Source organism: Albibacterium sp. (assembly GCF_035514885.1).
In the GTDB taxonomy this organism is placed as follows: Bacteria; Bacteroidota; Bacteroidia; order Sphingobacteriales; family Sphingobacteriaceae; genus Albibacterium.
Genome location: NZ_DATJCH010000018.1, coordinates 1 through 20,898, shown reverse-complemented (window position 1 = coordinate 20,898; position 20,898 = coordinate 1). Strand labels below are relative to the sequence as shown.

The following is a 20,898-nucleotide window of genomic DNA, read 5'->3' as shown; positions in this document are numbered from 1 at the left end:
TAATATTTAATACCCAAAAGGAAGGCATTAAAATATTGTATCTTATTTTGATGTAGCATTTTCGCTATAAACATATCTAGGGAATGATGAAACATCAACAGGCTTAAAAATTAATTGAGAGAACATATATAATCCATTCTTCCAAACCTTAAAATCATGAACACCAGGCTCTATATAATAAATATGTGGAACTCCCTTTTCTTCTAAATAGTCGTGAGTACGTTTACTAAAAGAAATTAAACCATCACTTGCGCCACACGATATCCAAAGTAACTTCAATTGATTTTTTGCTATTGCAGGGTCTGGAACTAATAGCTCAGGACTTTTTGTATTTGGAGCAGAAGAAAAACCACCAACCCAAGCGAATTTATCCAAATTACCTAAACCAAAATTCAAAGATTGTCCACCACCCATAGAAAGACCTGCAATTGCACGACTCTCTCTATCTGTTAATACAGAAAACTTGCTTTCTACATAAGGAATCAAATCGTTAAGCAAATCTTTTTCAAAAACTGCAAAACCAGCTACTTTATCAGCTGCCATGTGATTACCAATAGCACGATCATCTTTTATAGCTCTTCCATTTGGCATTATCACAATCATAGGAGTCAGTTTGTTCTGCGCATAAAGATTATCTAATATTATCTGTGGATTGCCTCCATTATACCATTCCTTTTCATCACCACCAATACCATGTAAAAGGTATAATACAGGATATTTCTTACTCTCAGAATAACCTGGCGGAGTATAAACTAATGCTCTGCGAGTAGTTCCGACGGTTTTCGACTCATAACTGATGGTATCAATTTTCCCATGTAATATATTTTCTTTATAAACATCGAAACCAACAGGAGCCTGCTTAACTATATCTTGTGAATAAGTGGGAATGCTAAGCACAACAAATACACTTGCGATAAAAAAAATCTTTTTTATCTGTAATAATTTCTTCATGTAATTATTTCATTAGGTTTAAACAGTTATTAATTAGTGTTGTATTAATATTATATACTTCGTTATTACTTTAGCAAAGAATACTACACTTTGCTAAAATAATAAAAAAGGCAGAAAACTAGGTTCTCTGCCTTTTTTATTATTTATCCTCCGATTAATATATAGCTTTTCCCTTTTTTGGTTTTAACATCATACAACCAATTTTCAGGTAATTCTACGCTTAAATCTTTATCAGAAGGCTTGATTAGAGGTGTAGGTATACTTACAACTTTATAAAGTGGGTTTTCATTATCTCCACTTGCTTCCTTTAATATGTTATTTGTTACTTCTTGGTTTAACCTGACGCGAAAATTACCACCTAGTGTCGAATTTACTACTAAGCGCGTAATTTTATAATTATCCCATTCCATATCAATAATAAAACCACCTCGAGCTACTAAACCTTTAACACTTCCCTTTTTCCATACGTCAGGTATAGCCGGCAAAAGATAAACAAACCCATCATGGCTTTGCATTAGCATTTCAGCAACACCTGAGGTATATCCAAAATTCCCATCAATCTGAAACGGAGGATGTGCATCAAATAGATTTGGATATGTACCACCTGATGCCCTTCCTACAGGAGCAATCTGGTCTGTTATTAGCTTGTAAGCATGATTTCCGTCAAGTAACCTCGCCCACAAATTAATTTTCCAAGCCATTGACCAACCCGTTGAGACATCGGTGCGATAAATCAGTGAGTTTTTTGATGCAGCAAAAAGTTCTGGATTACGGAAAGGTGATATTTGATTTCCCGGATATAATCCATATAAGTGCGATACATGACGATGATGATCTGTTGGAGAATCCATATCATCTAACCATTCTTGCAACTGACCATATTTACCTACTTGCATAGGAGGCAATTTCTTTCGATAATTTAATACGCTATCAGCAAATACCTTGTCAATTTTTAAATCAGTCGCAGCCCCAGCAACAGCTGTAAACAAATCATACACTAACTGATTATCCATAGTTGTACCGGCTGAAACTGAAACTTGGTTTCTTCCTTTAGTAATATAAGCATTCTCAGGCGATACAGAAGGCGAAACAACTAACCAACCGTGCTCCGCTTCCGGCTGTAGCACATCTATAAAATACTGAGCGGCTTCTTTCATCAACGGATAGTATTTTTTAAGAAAAGTACGGTCGCCAGTGTATAAATAATGTTCCCAAAGGTGTTGAGAAAGCCAAGCGCTTCCTGTTGGCCAAAGTCCCCAAAAAGCTCCATCAACTATTCCTGTAATTCTCCATATATCAGTATTGTGATGCATTGACCAGCCTCGTGCGCCATACATTTCTTTCGCAGTAGTTTTTCCCACAACAGACAAATCCTCTATCATATCAAAAAGCGGTGTACTTAATTCTGATAATTGTGTTACTTCACTTGGCCAATAATTCATTTGGGCATTTATGTTTACAGTATATTTACTATCCCATGCACCTTTTAAATCACCGTTCCAAATACCTTGTAAATTTGCAGGTTGAGAGCCTGGTTGAGAAGATGAAATAAGCAAATACCTGCCAAATTGGAAATAAAGCTCAGCAAGTTGTGGATCCTCTCCTTTAGCAAAATTCTCAATTCGAACATCGGTAGTAACTTTCGCTGCCTCACTCGAACCTAAATCCAGTTCTACTCTATTATAAAACTGCTGATAGAATTCAGAGTGTGCATGTAACAATTTTTCATAATCCTTTTTATAAGCTTTATTCAAAATAGCTTTTGCACGGCTAAGTGGATCCGCACTAATGTCTTGATAATTTACAAAGTTTGTAGCCATGGATAGATAAACTACTACCGTATCGGCTTTATTAACTTTAATACCTGATGTATCAGCACTAACAGCTCCATTCGAATTTTTTACACGAGCTATTACATTAAATTTAACCTGTCCTTTTTGATTCTCATGGTCGCTACCTAAACCCGATAAAATTAAGTCCCCGTTATTCACCTCTTTACCTTTCTCCAATGGGCTTTGTAAGGTGATATCACAGGTAATCATCTGAGGTTTATCAGCTGTTAATCTAACCATTAAAACATTATCGGTAAAAGATGTAAAATACTCTCTTTTATAACGCACTCCCTCATGCAAGTAACTTACCGAAGCAGTCGCATCTCCAATGTTTAAATCCCTCTTATATTCTGAAATATTTTCATGGTCTGCGAAATTAATATATAGGTTGCCAGCAAGCTGATAAGGCATTCCACTATTACCTTTCGGTCCCAACAATTGATTAGCCACCTGTTGTGCCTCTTCATATTTTTTTTGAACTAGTAGCTCTCTTACTTGTTCAATAGCAGGTTTGGCATTAACATCGATATTATTGTTTGGTCCTCCAGCCCATATTGTTGATTCATTTAATTGCAAACGTTCCGTTTGGGGGGTACCAAATACCATAGCACCAATATAACCATTACCTATAGGTAAAGCTTCGTTCCAGTTTTTTGCAGGCTTATCATACCATAAAACATCTCTTTGCGCCATAACCACTGTATGAAACATAAGCAAACTCAAAAAAGCGATTAGTCTTGGATAGTTAAACTTCATAGTTTTCTTAATATTAAATCCGATACATCGGACCATGATATTTATTTATTAATTGATTAAGTTCTTGTAATTGTAATTGGTACTCAAATAAATGCTTTATATCTAATCTATGATTATACATAATTATCCATTAATTAAGGAATATTACCAATGCGTCAGACACTTTATTTGATGCCTTTTCTAGTATTTCTAGAAATAGACAGGATGACCGCATTTAAGAATGATGCAACCAATGCAATATTTGATATTCTGGCCTAATAGTATTATTCACGCTGACTAATTAACCAAACATAAGGTTGTTTTATGCCCAATGGTAATATCCCGCAATAGTAGGGTAATTCTTTAAAATTATAAATGACTTTTTAATTCTTTATTTGATTGAAGATAGTCTTGCTATCTGTATTGTGCTAATTATAAACCTTTTAAAAATGATGCGTATGAAATAAAAAAACTAATTAACCTTCTTGCAATGTAAGAACGCATATGTAGAGACTTGCTCTGCAGCATATTACAAAAAAACAAACCAAAACCAAAAAAATTATGAAAGTAATAAAATCCAGCCTGTGTTATACAGGATTTCTATCGCCAAAAAATTTGTCGATTAAAAGAATATTGATGCCGGCTATTATGATTGTGGCTACCACAAATGTAATGGCTGGAACCAACAATGCACTTGAGAATTCAAGTAATCTAACATTATCGCGTAACGGACTAGAGGCAAATGCTCTTGCAGGAGTAATCACCGCTAATTTCTCTCCCTTATTAAAAACTACAACATCCCAATCTCAAGTTTCAGGAAAAATTACTGATGATACAGGGATGTCATTACCAGGGGTAAGTGTAAAAATAAAGGATAGCAATATTGGAACCGTATCAGGCGTTGATGGTAATTATACCCTTCCTGCTGCTGGAGCAAATACTGTTCTTGTTTTCTCATACCTAGGATTTGAAACTCAAGAAGTCGTAGTAGGAAATCGAACAAATATTAATGTAACTCTAGTACCAAGCAAATCTTCCTTAGACGAGGTGGTTGTAGTTGGATATGGTACACAAAAAAGAACTACTTTAACTGGATCGGTAGTAGATGTGTCTGGTGAGGAACTAACAAAAAGCCCTAGTGCCAACGTTACTGCTTCTCTTCAGGGAAAACTACCAGGTATGATAGCCGTACAACGAACTGGAGAACCAGGAAGAGACGATGCTAATATATTGATTCGTGGAAATGGAACAACTGGAAACAATTCGCCACTTATTATCATCGATGGTGTTGAACGTAGCTTAATGGGCCGGCTAAACAATGAGGATATAGAAACTATATCTGTATTGAAAGATGCATCTGCTGCTATCTATGGAGCGCGCGCAGCAAACGGCGTTATTTTAATAACTACTAAGCAAGGAAAGATTGGAAAGCCTGAATTTAGTGTTTCACTTAATAATGCTTTTAGTCATCCTACTAAAGTTCCAGATATGCTAGACGCTGTTACTTTTGCTCAAGTTTATAACGAAGGTAATTACTATCGAGCAGGTAGACCTGAGAACTCAACGCCTTTCTATTCTGATGATGCTATACAGAAATACAGAGATGGCTCTGATCCTGTTTTATATCCAAATACAGACTGGATGGGAGAAGTAGTAAAAGATTACTCACTTCAACAAAAACTTAACATGCAGGTAACTGGTGGCTCTGAAGCTGTAAGATATTTACTTTCTTTCGGTACATTGAGCCAAGATGGAGATTTTAAACACAACCCTACCGATTATAAACAATATAACTATAGAGGAAAAATTGACGTAAACATCACTGAAAACCTTAGTTTAGGTGCAAATATAAGCGCCATTCTTAGCAAAAAGAACTATTCAATTGTTGGAGGTGAAACCAATTTCATAAACCTATTACAAGCTAGTCCGCTATTGGTATCAAGATATCCTAACGGATTGATCGCACCCGGTAGGTTCGGAGAAAGCCCTCTTTTACTAGATCAAAGAGGGTTTAATAATACCAAAGACGAACCTATATATTCTACATTTACGCTTGGCTACAAAGTTCCATTTGTTAAAGGCTTAAGAATTGATGCTTCATACAATTATGATTTAAGTCATGTATTTCAAAAAAGATTTAGTTTGCCGTATACATATCATGAATATAATGTAAACACTCAAGAGTACGACCTTAAACAAGGTACTGGAGCTTCAACAGTAGAGCTTTGGGATAGGTTTACTAGATATACTACCCAATTATACAACTACAGACTTACTTACGAAAACACATTTGGCAATCATAATGTAATGGCCATGGTAGGGCAAGAGCAGCAACAAAATACAAGTAACTGGACTGAAGCTTATAGGAAGAATTTTGTAAGTCCAGCTATTGATCAAATTAATGCAGGTAGTAGCTCAGCCGAAGATAAGAATAATGGTGGTAATGCATCCGCAAGTGCATATAACAGCTATTTAGGTCGTTTAAGTTATGACTACAAATCTAAATATCTATTTGAAACATCATTCCGTTATAACGGATCTCAAAATTTCCCTAAAACCACAAGATATGGTTTTTTCCCAGCAGTACAGGCCGGTTGGCGTTTATCTGAAGAGGAATTTTTTCAAAACTCACTTCCTTTTGTTAACAATTTAAAAGTTAGAGCTACCTATGGTGAAGTTGGTAACGACCGTGTTAGCCAATATCAATATTTACAACTTTTCTCACTAGGTGGCAATTATGTGTTTGGTAGCAATGATGCTCCCGGAGTTACTTCTAGCACATTGCCCAACCCTAATATAACTTGGGAGGTTAGTAAGAAAACAGATTTTGGATTAGAAGCTTCGCTTTGGCAAGGCTTGTTAGGTTTTGATTTTACTTATTTCACTGAAAAAAGAACCAACATCTTGGCGGCTAGGAATCTTTCAATTCCAGCTATTCTAGGCTTCCCTTCCTTACCAAACGAGAACATTGGAAAAGTTGATAATAAAGGTTATGAAATCATCATAAACCATAGAAATACATTTAATGAGTTAAGATATAATATCTCAGCAAACATGGGTTATGTAAAAAGTAATGTCGTGTTTTTAGATGAAACACCAAATCCAAATGCTCCGTGGAAAAGTGTAACAGGGCATCCGGTTGGAGCCAATCTAATTTATAAAGCAGATGGAATATTTCATACGCAAGCTGAGTTAGATGCCTATCCTCATCAAAGTGGTACTCAGGTCGGAGATATTAAAATTATTGATTATAATAATGATGGTAAAATTGACTCTGATGACCAATACAGATTTGACAAGTCATCTACTCCAGAAGTGGTATTCGGTATGAATATGAATTTTGAGTGGCGTAGTCTAGACTTGAATGTATTCTTCCAAGGACAAACCAATGTTTATAATTATGATAGCAATTTTGCAAATTTAGGAAACGCAAACTTTACTAATGCATTTGTCGCAAGAGCAGCCGATCGATGGACTGAAAGCAATCCAAACGGCACCATGCCTAGATCCGATGGTTTCTCACCAGGAACAAATACATTCTTTTTATATGATGCCACATTTATTAGATTAAAAAGTTTAGAACTTGGTTGGACAGCACCAAAAAAATTAACTTCTACAGTCGGATTAAATAGCGTGCGCTTCTATGCAAGTGGCTTCAATCTACTTACTTGGTCTAAAGAGAATAAGTGGTCTGATCCTGAAGGAACTACTGCATTGATCTATCCACAACTAAGAACCATAAACTTAGGAGTAAATGTTAAATTTTAAAAAGAAGGAAATGAAAAAGTTAATTTTATTAATCATAATAAGTTGCGGATTTTATTCATGTAGTGATAATATCCTCAACCTTTCGCCAATAGATCAAATTAGCGAAGATGCAGTATGGACAGACTCTAAACTTGCAGCTGCATACCAAACGGAGTTATATAACTCCATACAACATGGCTTCAAAATACACATGCAATCTAAAGCTACAGACGAAGCTTTTGCTAGCATTGACTTTGATATTGGTATGATACCAAGAGGTAACCTGAATGCAGACAACGTTGGAAATGTCTCAAATGAGCATTGGACTGGTGGCGGTAACATTTATTATTGGAATACCGGCTTCAAATATTTAAGAAAAATCAACCTTTTTCTTGAAAAAATGGAAGCAAGCACATTGGATCTTGACGATAAGGCTAGATTGATTGCTGAATCAAAATTCTTAAGAGCGTTCATCTACTTCCAATTCATTGAAAGGTTCGGAGGTGTCCCTATTATAGATAAAACATTTAATTTGGGAGATGAATTTTCGTTTACAAGAAATACATTTGAGGAATGTGTTGCTTTTATTGAAGCTGATTTGAATGCTGCCATACCTGACCTACCAGCCAGATATCAATCAACCGATGCCAATTTCGGTAGAGCTACAGCAGATGCCTGTAAAGCACTAAAATCTAGACTTTACCTATACGCCGCTTCACCACTTTTCAACACGAACAATGATCGAAGTAAATGGGAAAAAGCAAGAGATGCCGCTAAAGACCTGTTAAATAGCGGATATTCATTACATCCGGATTATACTACTCTTTTCGATCAGCCAAGTGGTTCGCCAAATAATGAAATTATTTTCTCTAGACAGTTTTCAAGCACTAACTTTCACCAAAATCCTATGAATAACTTAGGTCGTAGATATGGTGCTTATGGTGGATGGTGGTCAAGTAACGGTCCTTCTCAAAACTTAGTAGATGATTATGACATGACCAATGGTGAGCGGCCATTCATTTATTCAGGGAGCGGTGCTAATATCACTAAAACTATTAATCCCCTTTCAGGATATAACCCTCAGGATCCATATAGCAATCGCGACCCTCGTTTAGAAGCGACTGTTATACATCATGGAAGTGTTTATCATGGTGATACTTTTGAAATGTGGGTAGCATCTGACGGAAATACATGGGGTTATGATACCTACAAAGAAAGTGGAGATAACCCTCGTTCAAACTATCAATTAAGGAAGTTTATGCCAGATGTTAACACTCCACTTAGCTGGCAATATAACTACACGAATCCATGGATAATATTCCGTTTGGCTGAGATATATCTTAACTATGCTGAGGCTATGTTCGAACTAGGAGATGAAGCTACTGCTAGAGAATATTTATCAAAAGTTAGAGCTAGAACTGGTGTCGATATGCCAGCTATACCTGCAACTGTAACAGGTGAAGCTTTAAGACAGAGAATCTATAACGAACGTAGAGTTGAACTAGCATTTGAAGAACACAGATATTGGGATGTTAGAAGATGGAAAATTGCGGAGGATGTGGCAAACAGACCAATCTATGGTATGGATATATTTAAAAAACCTAATGGCGATTTAGAATATTCTCCTGTTCTATTACTTAAAAGAACATTTGTACCTAAAATGTATCTATTACCTATTCAAACGAGTGAAATTAACAAGAATGGTGGTTCTCTAAGCCAAACTACCGGCTGGGAATAACCAATAAATTGAGTGGTTCTAAATTGAGTGGGCCATCACACGAATATGTGTGATGGCCCACTTTTCATTATATATGAAACAATCACTAGCCTGAAGCAATTGTTTAATTAGATAACCTTATAGACTAGCAATTGCCTTAATTACAGTAGAATTGGGATCAAGCCAGCTATTAAATTCATCCGCAAGGGAACTAAAATTTACACGATGAGTTATATAATTCTTAGGGTCTATCAATCCTTTCTTCATTGAATCGATCACATGCTCAAAATCTACCTTTGTAGCATTTCTACTGCTCATCAGCGTACCTTCACGTTTATGGAATTCAGGATGACTAAATGATATCTCTTTCTTCTGCAAACCGATAAGTACAAAACGCGCACCATGAGCCATATATTGAAATGCTGAGTTAATAGCACTCTGGTTACCAGTTGCATCTATAACAACAGTCGGCATTTCATTTCCAGTAATTTCACTTATTTGCAGTTTTGCATCAAAACGTGCATCAACTGTATATTCAAATCCAAGTTTCTCCTTACAAAACGCTAAGCGATTTTCCTTAATATCCATTGCAATTACACGAGCACCTGCAATCCTGGCAAACTCCATAGCGCCTAATCCAATCGGACCAGCACCAATAACCAAAACAAACTCATTTTCAACAATAGCTGCTCGCCTTACACCATGTGCACCAATAGCGAGTGGCTCTACCAATGCAAGTTCATCATAACTCATCCCATTACCGTGCACCAATAATCGAGATGGAACTGAAAGATATTCCACCATACCACCATCCATGTGAACGCCACATACTTTCAAATTTACACAACAGTTAGGCCTTCCATTATTACAGGCCAAGCAATTACCGCAATTAACATATGGGATAAAGGTAACAGCCTCGCCGATGGTAAAGCCAGGCGCATTATCCGCTTCAATTAGCTCGCCCGAAATCTCATGTCCTAATATGCGCGGATAATCAAAAAATGGCTGTGTGCCTTGAAAAGCATGGAGATCCGTTCCACAAATACCTATTTTTTTAATTTTTATAATTGCATTATTCTCGGTCAATATTGGCCGGCTAGATTGTTTGTATTCAAACTTTCCAGGTTTAGTACAAACTAACGAATCCATCTTCATTCTGATAAACTATAAAATTCAATTGCATTTCTGCCGAAAACCTTTTGCTGCTCTTCATCACTATATCTTGAAAAGTAGCTATTAACAATTCCATAAACCTCCTCGTAGGACGCTGACAATGTACAAACCGGCCAATCCGACCCGAACATAACTCTATCAATTCCAAAGGCTTCTACAACTACATCTATGTAAGGATCAAACTCATCTGTTGACCACAGCTTCCATCTCGTTTCTGTAACCATACCCGAAATTTTACAGAACACATTTTTATACTTAGAAATAGCAGTCATTTCGTCACGCCACTTCGATATACTCTTATCTTTAATGGATGGCTTGGCAATGTGATCTATGACAAACCTCTGCTCGGGAAATCTAGCAACCAACTCTTTAGCAAACCCCAATTGATCAGAGTTAATGAGGATATCATAGGTAAAATGATACTTGTTAAGTAATGATATCCCGTTCAAGAAATCAGGTCGCAACATAAAATCTCGTTGCAATTCATCTTGAAGAACATGCCTAAAACCTTTTAACTTTTTAAACTGACTATAATATTTCAGTCTTTCCTCTACATTACTGGATAAAAGATCTACCCATCCAACAATACCTTTAACAAAGTCATATTCTTCTGCATTAAATCTTTGGAAATCATTTTCCTGTTCAGACTGATCTGATTGAACAACTACGCAACCATCAAATCCATTTGCCTTTAAGATTAAACCCAGCTCTGGTGGTAAATAGTCCCTTTTTAGTACAGCCATGTCTTCTGTAATCCATGGAGCCTTTATAGGATCGTATTTCCAAAAGTGTTGATGAGAATCAATTTTCAACATGTTATATCTATTTCAAGAAAACTAAGGAATTATTTATCAAACCTCTTTCAGCTAGCCGCTTCCAGAACTCCTTAGGGATATGGGCTTGAGCCATATTCAAATTTTGCTTAATCCGTTTGGGATTAGTTGTATTTAGCGATATACTTTTTACACCTGGAGCCTTCATGGCAAATGATACACACGCTTCAGCCGGCTTTACATTAAAATCCTCACATATTTCAAAGAAATGACGTCGCCATTCTATGAGGTGGTCATAGTCTGGAGAATTTTGGTCTACAATCTTATAATCATAAAAATCACTGCCTATTAAAAATCCTGAATGAAAAACCGCAGAATTAATAATTGGAATATGCTGTTCCTCTAATTTACTCATGAACTCTAACAACTCCACAGGATGGCTCTTTAATGTCATGCTATTCGCTATCATTACCCAGTCCAGCTTGATGTCATTTACAACTCGAGAAATTATCCTCCAATCCTTTGCTCCTATTCCAACTGAACTTACCTTCCCACTGCTTTTAAGATCAAACAGTGCCCGGTATGCTTCTAATATATCATTGTACCTTTTATCTTCCTCTTCAGGATTACCTGAAGCAGCCAAATACTCATCCGGGTCATGAACAGAAACCATTTGAGGGACATAACCATTAAGCAATTCATTACCTTGCTCAAAACATTTCATCATTCCCTGATAACTAATCATTTGCACTGCATCGTACTTCAGATCGACCCAAACATCTTTCTCAAACGTAGGTTCTGCTGTTTTCAATTCTGTTCTAAACCAACCTAGTTTATTGCTTATGACTACCTTTTCCGGTGCAATACTTAAATCATTCAAATACTTTCCGAGTGATTCAAGAGCTAAGCCAGCTCCATACTTTCCAGCCGAATCAAACACTACTTCACCAAGTGATTGATTGACACACTCGCTAACGATCTTTCTTTTTACCGCATCATCAAGAGCAATGTATAAGTTTCCAAGACTACTTGTCCCAAAAATAACTTTCGGTAAATTCAGAAAGTACGGATTCATATCAGAGGTTTTCATGGCCTATTGCGCAATTAACTCTTGTTTCAACTTTGAACCATATAAAGCATAGTAGGTTATATACGCATAACCTATAAGCGGTACAACCATAGCAACAGCCATACTTGTTGATTTTTCAGCTATATACCCCATTAATGGTGGAAATATTGCTCCACCAACAATTGCCATAACCATAATCGATCCAGCAAACTTTGCATTTCTGCCAAGCTCACGTATACTTAAAGCGAAATTTGTTGGATACATAAGTGACATAAAGAAACTTGTAAAGAATATAGCCCAGACACCTATAATACCGGGCATTAATATTCCTATACCCACTAATAAAATATTAATGAATCCGTAGATACCCATTAGTTTACTAGGAGAAATGAATTTCATTAAATAAGTTGCAGAAAAACGACCTACACCAAAGGCGACCAATGTTCCGGTCAGAAAATAACCAGCGACCTTTTCAGGTTGTCCTGTAAAATCCTGAACATAAGTAATAAAAAAGCTCCAAGTACATGTTTGGGCACCACAGTAGAAAAACTGAGAAATTACACCTTTATAGAAATGAGGATACTGAAGTAAATCTTTGAAAGTAGTTTTATGCTCGCTATCATCGAACTCATCACGAGTATGCGGGAACTTTAAAAACATCAGAATCGCACACCAAATAACAGCACAACCACCTAATACAAGATAGGGCATAACAACACGCATTGTCTCTTCTTGAAGATAGATCTCATATTGTCCCGTAATTTTCATTGCCTCAATCTTTGAAGCATCGTGTTCTATCCCTGAGAATATAAACAGAGTTCCTAATAGAACCCCCAAAACAGCACCAATAGGATTAAAAGCCTGTGAAAAATTCAATCGTCGTTCAGCGGAAGCAGAACTTCCCATCTCAACAATAAACATATTGGCTCCTGTTTCCAAAAATGTTAATCCAGACGCAATCACAAATAATGCAAATAAAAAGTACTCGTATTTTCCAACTATTGCAGCAGGCCAAAATAAAAAACAACCTGCAGCAAAAAACAACAACCCTAAACATAAACCAACTTTATAGGAATAACGTTTTATGACGAGGGCGGAAGGAATAGCAAACAGAAAATAACCCATGTAAAAAGCCGATTGAATTAACCCAGCCTGAAACCTCGTTAATTCAAACGACTTCATAAACTGCGTTATCAATACGTCATTCATATTATTAGGTATACCCCAAATAAGAAATAACATAGTTACTAATGAAAAAGATATTACGTTATCTCTCGGAATAAACCCTAATAATTCGCGGTTGTTGGACATTTATTTCGTTTTATAAGTAAATGATTGGTCTCCAAATTAAGGATTAAATTCTTATTAAAAACTCCACTGAATTACCTCTTTATTAAGAAATATTACCAATAGAATTGCGGCAAGCTAGCAACGGTTAAATTACTGATTAGATTGCTTAATTATGAATATAAAATCTCTGTGGCAAAAAGAAATTAAACAAAAAACCGCTCTACAAAAGCAGAACGGTTTTTAGAAACAAGAAGCTTTTTTATTTAAACAACAAAGGCGCAAGCTCGCGAAGGCTGCGGCGCCAAGTTAAGAACTCATGAGCGGTTCCTTCTGACACGTAAGAAACAGCATTATAACCCGCTGCTTTTAATGCTGTAGCAGCATTTCTAACACCGTCAGGTCTTTCTTTACTACCTGCACTTAAAAAGACTAGCTTAGGTTCAGGTTTACCCTTAAGTTGATCCGGGGTATATGTACCACCACTTAGCAAACCATAGTAGGCAAAAACTTCAGGCTTATTAAGTGTAATTGTGTGTGTTTCCATACCACCCATCGAAAGACCTGCCATTGCCCGATTATTTCTATCTGCTAACGTGCGAAAATTAGCATCTACATATGGTATTAATTCGTCTAATAAAACGGTTTGAAATCCTTCTATTTTGAAATCTCTTAGTCCCCCTATTCTAGCAACATTAGTCATTCCATAGGTCATTACAATAATGAAAGGCTTTACTTTTCCTTCGGCTATCATATTATCCATTATTAGATTAGCATGTCCTTGATTGCTCCATGCAGTTTCGTCTTCACCCCAACCATGTTGCAAATACAATACAGGATAGCGTTTCGAATCTTTATCGTAACCTGGAGGTGTGTATACAAATGCACGACGAGAAGTATTGGTGCTTTTAGAGGGGAAAAGTATTTGCTGTACATTACCATGCGGAACATCTTTTAATGCATAAAAATCCTGATCATGAGCAGGGATTTCAATACCACTTTCCCAACGAACAGAACCATAATAATTCAATGCACCAGGATCGTTAAATACACCACCATCAACTGTTAAATGATAATAGTGGAAACCCTCATCCATTGGTCCTGCAGTTGTACCAGTAAAATATCCATCGGCACCTTTCGTTAATTTAGTACCACCTTGTCCTCCAAGCCCTAAACTCACTCTGACACTATCAGCCTGAGGTGCGTGTACACGGAAACGAGCATATCCCTGAGAATTAACCTGAGGGTATTCTTGTCCCGGCTGATTAAGGGTAGAAGGCTTAAAGTCCTCTTTTATAGTTGACTGCGCTTGTACCTGCCAAACACTACTTGCAAAAATAATTGCGAATGCAATACTGAATAGTTTTAATTTCATTTTGATAATTTAAGTTTATGAATTGTTTATTGTTTATTGTTTATTGGCACGGTATAATATCACCTAATTGAAGCTTAGCAAGTATTGCTAAGCGCAATCTTCTTTATCTAAATAAATATTTTAGTAAAAAATAGCATTATCAATAATTATCCTTTTTGTAAGAGATATTAACATCAATTGAGTCTTAATGTCGCTCCTAAACTTTATCATAAATGCTATTAGACATAAAACTTTGTTTATAGCTTAGCGGAGTTTTCCCTGTTATCAGCTTAAATGCCGAATGAAAGGAAGAAAAGTTATTGAAACCGCTTTCATAACATATTTGTTTAATGCTAATTTCATCTTCAAGCAGTAATTTGCAGGCATGGCTAATTCTTATTTCAGTAACAAACTGCAAATATGTTTTACTAGTCTTAGCCTTAAAATATCGACAAAAAGAATTAGGAGTTAAATTGGCTATTGCTGCTATTTCCTCAAGCAATATTTTATCCTTAAAGTTGGCAAAAGAGTAATCGTAAATAAGCTTGATCCTATATTTATCCCCTTCATCAAAATTGCATTTAAAGCCTACAGAAGACAGCAACTTTCCACTATTGGACGACCCAATAAGAGCTAATACTTCCATCAGCAAAATTATACGAGTATGCCCTTCCGCACTAACTATCTGTTCAATTAACTCACCAATTAAAGGTTCTTTTTCAGCTGAAATTTGTATTCCTCTTTTAGCGTTATTTAAAGTATGTTTTATAATTTTATTCTCAGGCACATTAAGAAATGTCTGTCCCCAAAAATCTTCAGAAAAATGTATCACCGTAGAATACGGATTTCCATTCATTTGTTTGAGATGATTGTCATTATCAAATTTCCAGTAATGTGGCAAATTGGATCCAAGCAACACAATATTACTTTGTTCAAACCTTTTGATGCTATCACCCACAAACTGCATACCTGAACCTTTATGGAAATAAATCAGTTCGCTCTCTGAATGGTAATGCCATCTATTATTAATGTTTGGCAAACAGTCTTGTCTTGTACTAAAGGATAGTACGGGTTTATGAGATACTTTTAATAATTCTGGTTTCATAATATCCTCCTACTAATTTACCAGCAATTTAAGAAAAAGTTATGCTAACGTTGGCAATTAACCACAACAATTAACCAATTTATAATGCTGACAAGAAATATTAGATCAATAATACTTATGCCAACGTTTGCATAACAGTAGCAAATGTATAAAAAATAATTAAATAAACAATTTTTATTGAAAAATATTTTATAAATAAAGGAAGGTTCAATAAAAAGCTAAATGCTTTTTATTGAACCTTCCTTCAAAATTGGCTCAAATTTACTATTAATAGTCAGGATTTTGCTCTAGAGTGTATTTACCATCTTTAAAGCTATTATCAATAGCTTGTTGTGGTATTGGCATAATAGCATCTGGAGTTCTGCTATACGAAGCACCTGACAGATAACCTTTTAAAGTGGATTCATAATTAATATAACCCATTAATTCTTTAGTATCAGTTGTTCCATCTTCAGCTCCGAAACGCACTGCATCGTATGCACGATGACCTTCCAATCCCAACTCTAAAGTACGTTCGAAGAAAATAGCTTCTAGCGCTTTTGTAGGAGTTGCAAATTGCGGGGATCCTACAGGATACAAACCTATTTTATAATTTGCCGCTGGTGTACCATCTTCTTTAAGAACCCAATTCTCTTTTGATTCTGTATTAGTTGCCATACGGCCACGAACATCATTTACATAGCCTTGTGCCTTAGTAAGGCTTCCAATTCTTGCTTCAACTTCAGCTGCCATTAATAAAACGTCTGCATAACGAATCACATTGATGTTTAAATTATTTTCAGGTCTTGAAGCAGCTAGACCATTAGCAGCTTTCGAAGTAAAGAACTTTTGACTAATGTAAGGACCAGCAGCAGCAGCATCCCGAACCCATGTTGGCGAAAATTGTCCGTAATCCAAGAATGGGATGCCACGACGACCAACGCTCCAGTCTAATCTTGGATCTATTAATCCATTATCTGGAGTATATGGATCTGCAGCCGCTACTCCATCATCACTTTTAATCTTAGCAGCGTTGCGAGCAGCATCATCAAAAATAGGAAGACCATTTGCATCAACACGGAAGTGGTTAACAAACCATTGCGAAGGGTAAAAGAATCCATATCCTCTGTTATCACCAGGTCCTCCACCACTTTGCGGACTGATATATTGTAAATCACGGCTTGCATTTGAATAGCCACCAGTACTTCCATCATTTACAGAATGTTGAACTGCGAATACAGCTTCAGGGCCGTTCTCCGTTAAGCTGTTAAAATTAGCATGGTAATCAGCGTTCAATGCATATTTGGTACCACTATTGGTTACTCCGTTTGCAATTACATCATTAAATGCTGCTTGAGCTAAAGTATAATTTGCATTATCACCTTCATTACCCATGTAGAGGTATGTTTTACCTAAATAAGCTACAGCTGCCCATTTATTAGCTCTTCCTTTATCCGAATTAGTAGGTGCTAAGTTTTCAGCTGCAAATTTAAAATCAGCAGCTATACTAGGCCAAGCATCTACAAAATTGCCGGATTCATCAGTATTTGGAACACGTGGATCCGCTATACTAGTCTCATCAACAAAAGGAACATTTCCAAAAAGACGTTTCAATTGAAACATATAATGTCCTCGTAAAAAACGCGCTTCTGCTTCAATTTGAGTTTTCTGAGCATCTGTTAAACCTACTACATTAGGAAGATTTGACAATACCATATTAGTACGGTAAACTGCATCATAGTAGTAAATAAAATTATTAGTTACTGAACTATTCCCTGCGTTAACAGCAAACTTTTGAATCTCAATCATCTGAGGTTGATCACCACCAGTTGATCCTTTATGAGCTTCGCCACCACGAATACTTCCGAAAAGTATATTTCCTGGTCCCCTGTCCATACCACCTACACCATTTAAGGCAGAATATGCACCTGTTAAGGCAAAATTAATACCTTCCGGAGTAGTTAATACACTTTCCGGAAAAGAACCAATGGGTTGCTGCTCTACGAAGTTATCCTTACAGGAAAACAACGTAACACATACAATCAATGTAAATATTACTGAATGAATCTTTTTCATATTTATGTTGTTAAATATTATTTCTTAATTATTAAAACCCAACGCTGATACCAAATAGTATTTGCTTAGGTGTTGGAAAGCTATTATTTACCACACCCATTGAAGTATCACCACCACCTAATGAAGCATCCGGATCTAATACCGTTGTATTTGTGCCTTTGGCAGTAAACAGATTTTGTGCCTGAACATATACACGTACCTTATCCAATCCCGCTTTGCTGATTACGTTCGTTGGGATAGTGTAGCCCAGTTGAAGTGTTTTCAAACGTAAGTAAGTAGCTGATTCCAGGTAGTAATCAGTAACGTTAACATTTGAATAGGTATCCAATAGATTAGATTTAGGCAATTTCGCGTTGTTTCCTAATTCAGGAGTCCATGATTCGTAAAGCATACGAGCACTTCTGTTATATTGGAAAGTATTAAAATCAACATTATAACGGCTTAAGTTAAATAATTGACCACCTTTATTCCAGAACACAAATGCGCTGAAATCAAAGTTCTTGTAGTTCAATCCTAAATTAAAGCTTGCCTGAAAATCAGGGTGTGGAGAGCCAATAATAGTACGATCATCTGCATTGATTACATGATCACCATTCACATCTTCAATCTTCCAACTACCAACGGAAGGCGGAATCCAAGGAGTGGTAGTACCTTCCGGATTATAGGTTGCATTGAATGCATCTACTTCTGCTTGGGTATTGAAGAAGCCATCCAATTTGTAACCATAGAAGGAAGCAATCGGATCACCCACACGGGTTAAACTTGGACTACCGTTTAAACGGGTGCTTGATCCTTGGATTGTAGCAGAAGGGTTATCCAAAACACGCGTTACTTCATTTTTGTATTTTGAGAAGGTAGCCGCTAAATCATAACCAAATCCTTCTGCAATCTCACCACGTTTACTCAAGCTGATATCGATCCCTTTATTGGTCATATCACCTGCATTCAGGTAGGGCTGTGTAGCATTGATACCTGTTCTTGGCGGTTGGTTCTGTACCAACAAATCTTTAGTTTGTTTGTTATATACCTCAATGGTAAAGTTTACTGAGTTGTTAAACATTGTTGCATCCAAGCCAATATTGGTAGTAGTGTTTTCTTCCCATTTAGCACCTGCGTTACCAACTCTACCCACAGTGTAACTGTCACTTTTTCCAGCATTAGTGCCTGTTATCGGGTAACCTTCACCTAAGTTAGATACATACACATTATATTGATTCTCAGCAGACAGGCCACTTTCATTACCAATAATACCATAACTTGCGCGAAGTTTCAAATCATTCAGAAAGGTAAGGCTTTGCATAAATGGTTCTGCCGAAACTCTCCAGCCAATTGCTGCTGCAGGGAAATAACCTACACGGTTATCAGCACTAAATTTCGATGATTCGTCACGACGAACTGTTGCATTAAACAAATATTTACCGGCGTAAGAATAATCAACACGGCTAAACAAAGAATACAAGGAACTTCTTCCGAAACCTCCGGAATTAGTTTGCACACCTGTTGCTGCGTCAATCACTTGGAAATTAGGATCATCCTCCAATGCTAGTGAAATTAAAGTACGGCCGGCCGTTAAATCTTCATTATAAGATCTAATAGCTTCTGAACCTACTAAAATTTTGAAATCATGATTCTCAGCAACGGTAATACCGTAATTCAAGGTATTGGTCCAGGTCCATTGATTAAAAAAGTTCTTTTGATTAGTTATTGAGTTCGAATTTGTATTCTCAGCATGCTCATAAGTAACTGGATCTATATCCTTAAAGTTTCGAGAAGAGTAATTCACACCGAATGAGGTGCGTGCGGTTAATCCTTTAATGATATCCACTTCTCCAAATACATTACCGAATATTCCATAATTGGTGCTACCATCAAAACGGTTACGCCATGCTTCACCTATACCGTTTCTACCAGTATCGCCTACTGCAACTAATCCAGGAGCGGCCGAACTTGCCGGGTTGCCCATAATGTCATAAACAGGAATCAATGGTTGCATAGTCCAAGCTGTTGATGCAGTACCGTTGGCTCCTTTCATATTTCCGTAGGAAACCTGCAAATTTTCACCCAAACGGATATTCTTACGAACATTAAAAGTTGAGTTGGCACGAAGTGAATACCGTTCAAAAGAGTTTGTCTTTGCGATCGTATTTTCACGTTTCATGTAATTCAGACTCAAAGCATAATTCCCGGTCTGTGTGCCACCACGTGCACCTAACTGAATATTGGTCATAGGAGCAGCGTTATAATACTCATCAAACCAATCTGTATCACCTGCTTTAACGATCTGATTCAATCCAGGCTGTCCAAATTTATAATTTGCTGGGTCAGTCACCCTAGCAAATGCAGCAGGGTCGCTAACTCGTAATGCTTCTAAAGCTGCACCACCTAGTTTTGCACCATTATTGTATGCTAAAATATATTCAGGAATAACAGGAGTTGTCCCATAACCGTATGCAGGATGCCCCCACGAAGCCCCTCCAGGTTGATAAGCAGGATTACCTGTAGCATCATAAGCTCCTTGCAATTCCTTCCAATATAATTCACCCATTTCTTTTGAATTCAAAAGCTCAGGGAAGTCATTTTTACTTACATAGTTACTACCGTAATAACCTTCTACGGTCACTTTTGGAGTTCCGGCCTGACCTTTTTTAGTGGTGATAATTACCACACCATTGGCAGCACGAGCACCGTAGATAGAGGCTGCAGCAGCATCTTTCAATACCTGCATCGATTCAATATCGTTGGGATTCAGGTTGTCGACTGCAGAGTTTGTTCTTCCCCCACGTCCTCCACCAACAGGAACACCATCGATTACATAGAGCGGTTCAGATCCTGAGAAAGAACCAAAACCACGGATACGTACTTTAGCACCACCGTCAAGACTGCCATCCGAACTTACCGTAACACCGGCCGAACGTCCCTGTAACTGACTGGTAATATTGCCCGTTGGAGTAGAATTTAGATCTTCTGCATTTACGATGGATACTGCACCGATGATGTCTTTCTTCTGTTCTGTGGTATAACCGGTTACAACCACTTCGTTCAAACTGGTTACAGCCTCGGCAAGTGTCACATTAACAGCTGCACGGTTGTTGACTGCAAC

At 37.0% G+C, this 20,898-nt stretch carries 12 protein-coding genes; 2 read left to right on the top strand and 10 right to left on the bottom strand.

Annotation, left to right across the window (positions count from 1 at the left end; all coding sequences use genetic code 11):
- Positions 1–42 precede the first annotated feature (42 nt).
- Positions 43–951: an alpha/beta hydrolase gene (locus VL047_RS09425; protein WP_325359979.1), complete on the bottom strand. Its 909-nt coding sequence runs from the start codon at positions 949–951 to the stop codon at positions 43–45.
- A gap of 143 nt (positions 952–1,094) precedes the next feature.
- Complete coding sequence (locus tag VL047_RS09420; protein WP_325359977.1) at positions 1,095–3,476, bottom strand: glycoside hydrolase family 95 protein; 2,382 nt, start codon at positions 3,474–3,476, stop codon at positions 1,095–1,097.
- A 603-nt stretch (positions 3,477–4,079) separates the two neighbouring features.
- Here VL047_RS09420 and VL047_RS09415 point away from each other — a divergent pair.
- Positions 4,080–7,286: a TonB-dependent receptor gene (locus VL047_RS09415; RefSeq protein ID WP_325359975.1), complete on the top strand. Its 3,207-nt coding sequence runs from the start codon at positions 4,080–4,082 to the stop codon at positions 7,284–7,286.
- A 10-nt stretch (positions 7,287–7,296) separates the two neighbouring features.
- The gene (locus VL047_RS09410) at positions 7,297–9,003 is read left to right on the top strand and encodes a RagB/SusD family nutrient uptake outer membrane protein (protein ID WP_325359974.1); all 1,707 of its coding nucleotides are present in this window, start codon (positions 7,297–7,299) and stop codon (positions 9,001–9,003) included.
- Between the two features lie 117 nt (positions 9,004–9,120).
- Here the strand turns inward: VL047_RS09410 and VL047_RS09405 are convergent, their stop codons facing one another.
- The 8 genes from VL047_RS09405 to VL047_RS09370 form a co-directional block, all read right to left on the bottom strand.
- Positions 9,121–10,137 (bottom strand): zinc-binding alcohol dehydrogenase family protein, encoded by a 1,017-nt coding sequence (locus VL047_RS09405; RefSeq protein WP_325359972.1) that lies wholly within the window; start codon positions 10,135–10,137, stop codon positions 9,121–9,123.
- Positions 10,134–10,970 carry an amidohydrolase family protein gene (locus tag VL047_RS09400; RefSeq protein WP_325359970.1) on the bottom strand — a complete coding sequence of 279 codons (837 nt, stop codon included), beginning with the start codon at positions 10,968–10,970 and terminating at the stop codon, positions 10,134–10,136. The genes VL047_RS09405 and VL047_RS09400 overlap by 4 nt, the downstream gene beginning before the upstream one ends.
- A 7-nt stretch (positions 10,971–10,977) precedes the next feature.
- Positions 10,978–12,003: an aldo/keto reductase gene (locus VL047_RS09395; protein ID WP_325359968.1), complete on the bottom strand. Its 1,026-nt coding sequence runs from the start codon at positions 12,001–12,003 to the stop codon at positions 10,978–10,980.
- Positions 12,004–12,021: 18 nt separating this feature from the next.
- Complete coding sequence (gene fucP, locus VL047_RS09390) at positions 12,022–13,308, bottom strand: L-fucose:H+ symporter permease (protein ID WP_325359966.1); 1,287 nt, start codon at positions 13,306–13,308, stop codon at positions 12,022–12,024.
- Positions 13,309–13,546: 238 nt separating this feature from the next.
- Positions 13,547–14,659 carry an alpha/beta hydrolase-fold protein gene (locus VL047_RS09385; protein ID WP_325359964.1) on the bottom strand — a complete coding sequence of 371 codons (1,113 nt, stop codon included), beginning with the start codon at positions 14,657–14,659 and terminating at the stop codon, positions 13,547–13,549.
- A 196-nt stretch (positions 14,660–14,855) separates the two neighbouring features.
- Entirely contained in the window at positions 14,856–15,743 is an 888-nt protein-coding gene (locus tag VL047_RS09380) for an AraC family transcriptional regulator (protein ID WP_325359962.1), read from the bottom strand.
- A 267-nt stretch (positions 15,744–16,010) separates the two neighbouring features.
- Complete coding sequence (locus tag VL047_RS09375; RefSeq protein WP_325359960.1) at positions 16,011–17,798, bottom strand: RagB/SusD family nutrient uptake outer membrane protein; 1,788 nt, start codon at positions 17,796–17,798, stop codon at positions 16,011–16,013.
- A 31-nt stretch (positions 17,799–17,829) separates the two neighbouring features.
- A partial coding sequence (locus tag VL047_RS09370; protein WP_325359959.1) for a SusC/RagA family TonB-linked outer membrane protein occupies positions 17,830–20,898 on the bottom strand: 3,069 nt, incomplete at its 5' end.

What these genes read in the sequence shown, in the direction of transcription:
- VL047_RS09425 (WP_325359979.1), bottom strand. Translation starts at nt 951, where the DNA reads ATGAAGAAATTATTACAGATAAAAAAGATTTTTTTTATCGCAAGTGTA.
- VL047_RS09420 (WP_325359977.1), bottom strand. Translation starts at nt 3,476, where the DNA reads ATGGCGCAAAGAGATGTTTTATGGTATGATAAGCCTGCAAAAAACTGG.
- VL047_RS09415 (WP_325359975.1), top strand. Translation starts at nt 4,080, where the DNA reads ATGAAAGTAATAAAATCCAGCCTGTGTTATACAGGATTTCTATCGCCA.
- VL047_RS09410 (WP_325359974.1), top strand. Translation starts at nt 7,297, where the DNA reads ATGAAAAAGTTAATTTTATTAATCATAATAAGTTGCGGATTTTATTCA.
- VL047_RS09405 (WP_325359972.1), bottom strand. Translation starts at nt 10,137, where the DNA reads ATGAAGATGGATTCGTTAGTTTGTACTAAACCTGGAAAGTTTGAATAC.
- VL047_RS09400 (WP_325359970.1), bottom strand. Translation starts at nt 10,970, where the DNA reads ATGTTGAAAATTGATTCTCATCAACACTTTTGGAAATACGATCCTATA.
- VL047_RS09395 (WP_325359968.1), bottom strand. Translation starts at nt 12,003, where the DNA reads ATGAATCCGTACTTTCTGAATTTACCGAAAGTTATTTTTGGGACAAGT.
- fucP (WP_325359966.1), bottom strand. Translation starts at nt 13,308, where the DNA reads ATGTCCAACAACCGCGAATTATTAGGGTTTATTCCGAGAGATAACGTA.
- VL047_RS09385 (WP_325359964.1), bottom strand. Translation starts at nt 14,659, where the DNA reads ATGAAATTAAAACTATTCAGTATTGCATTCGCAATTATTTTTGCAAGT.
- VL047_RS09380 (WP_325359962.1), bottom strand. Translation starts at nt 15,743, where the DNA reads ATGAAACCAGAATTATTAAAAGTATCTCATAAACCCGTACTATCCTTT.
- VL047_RS09375 (WP_325359960.1), bottom strand. Translation starts at nt 17,798, where the DNA reads ATGAAAAAGATTCATTCAGTAATATTTACATTGATTGTATGTGTTACG.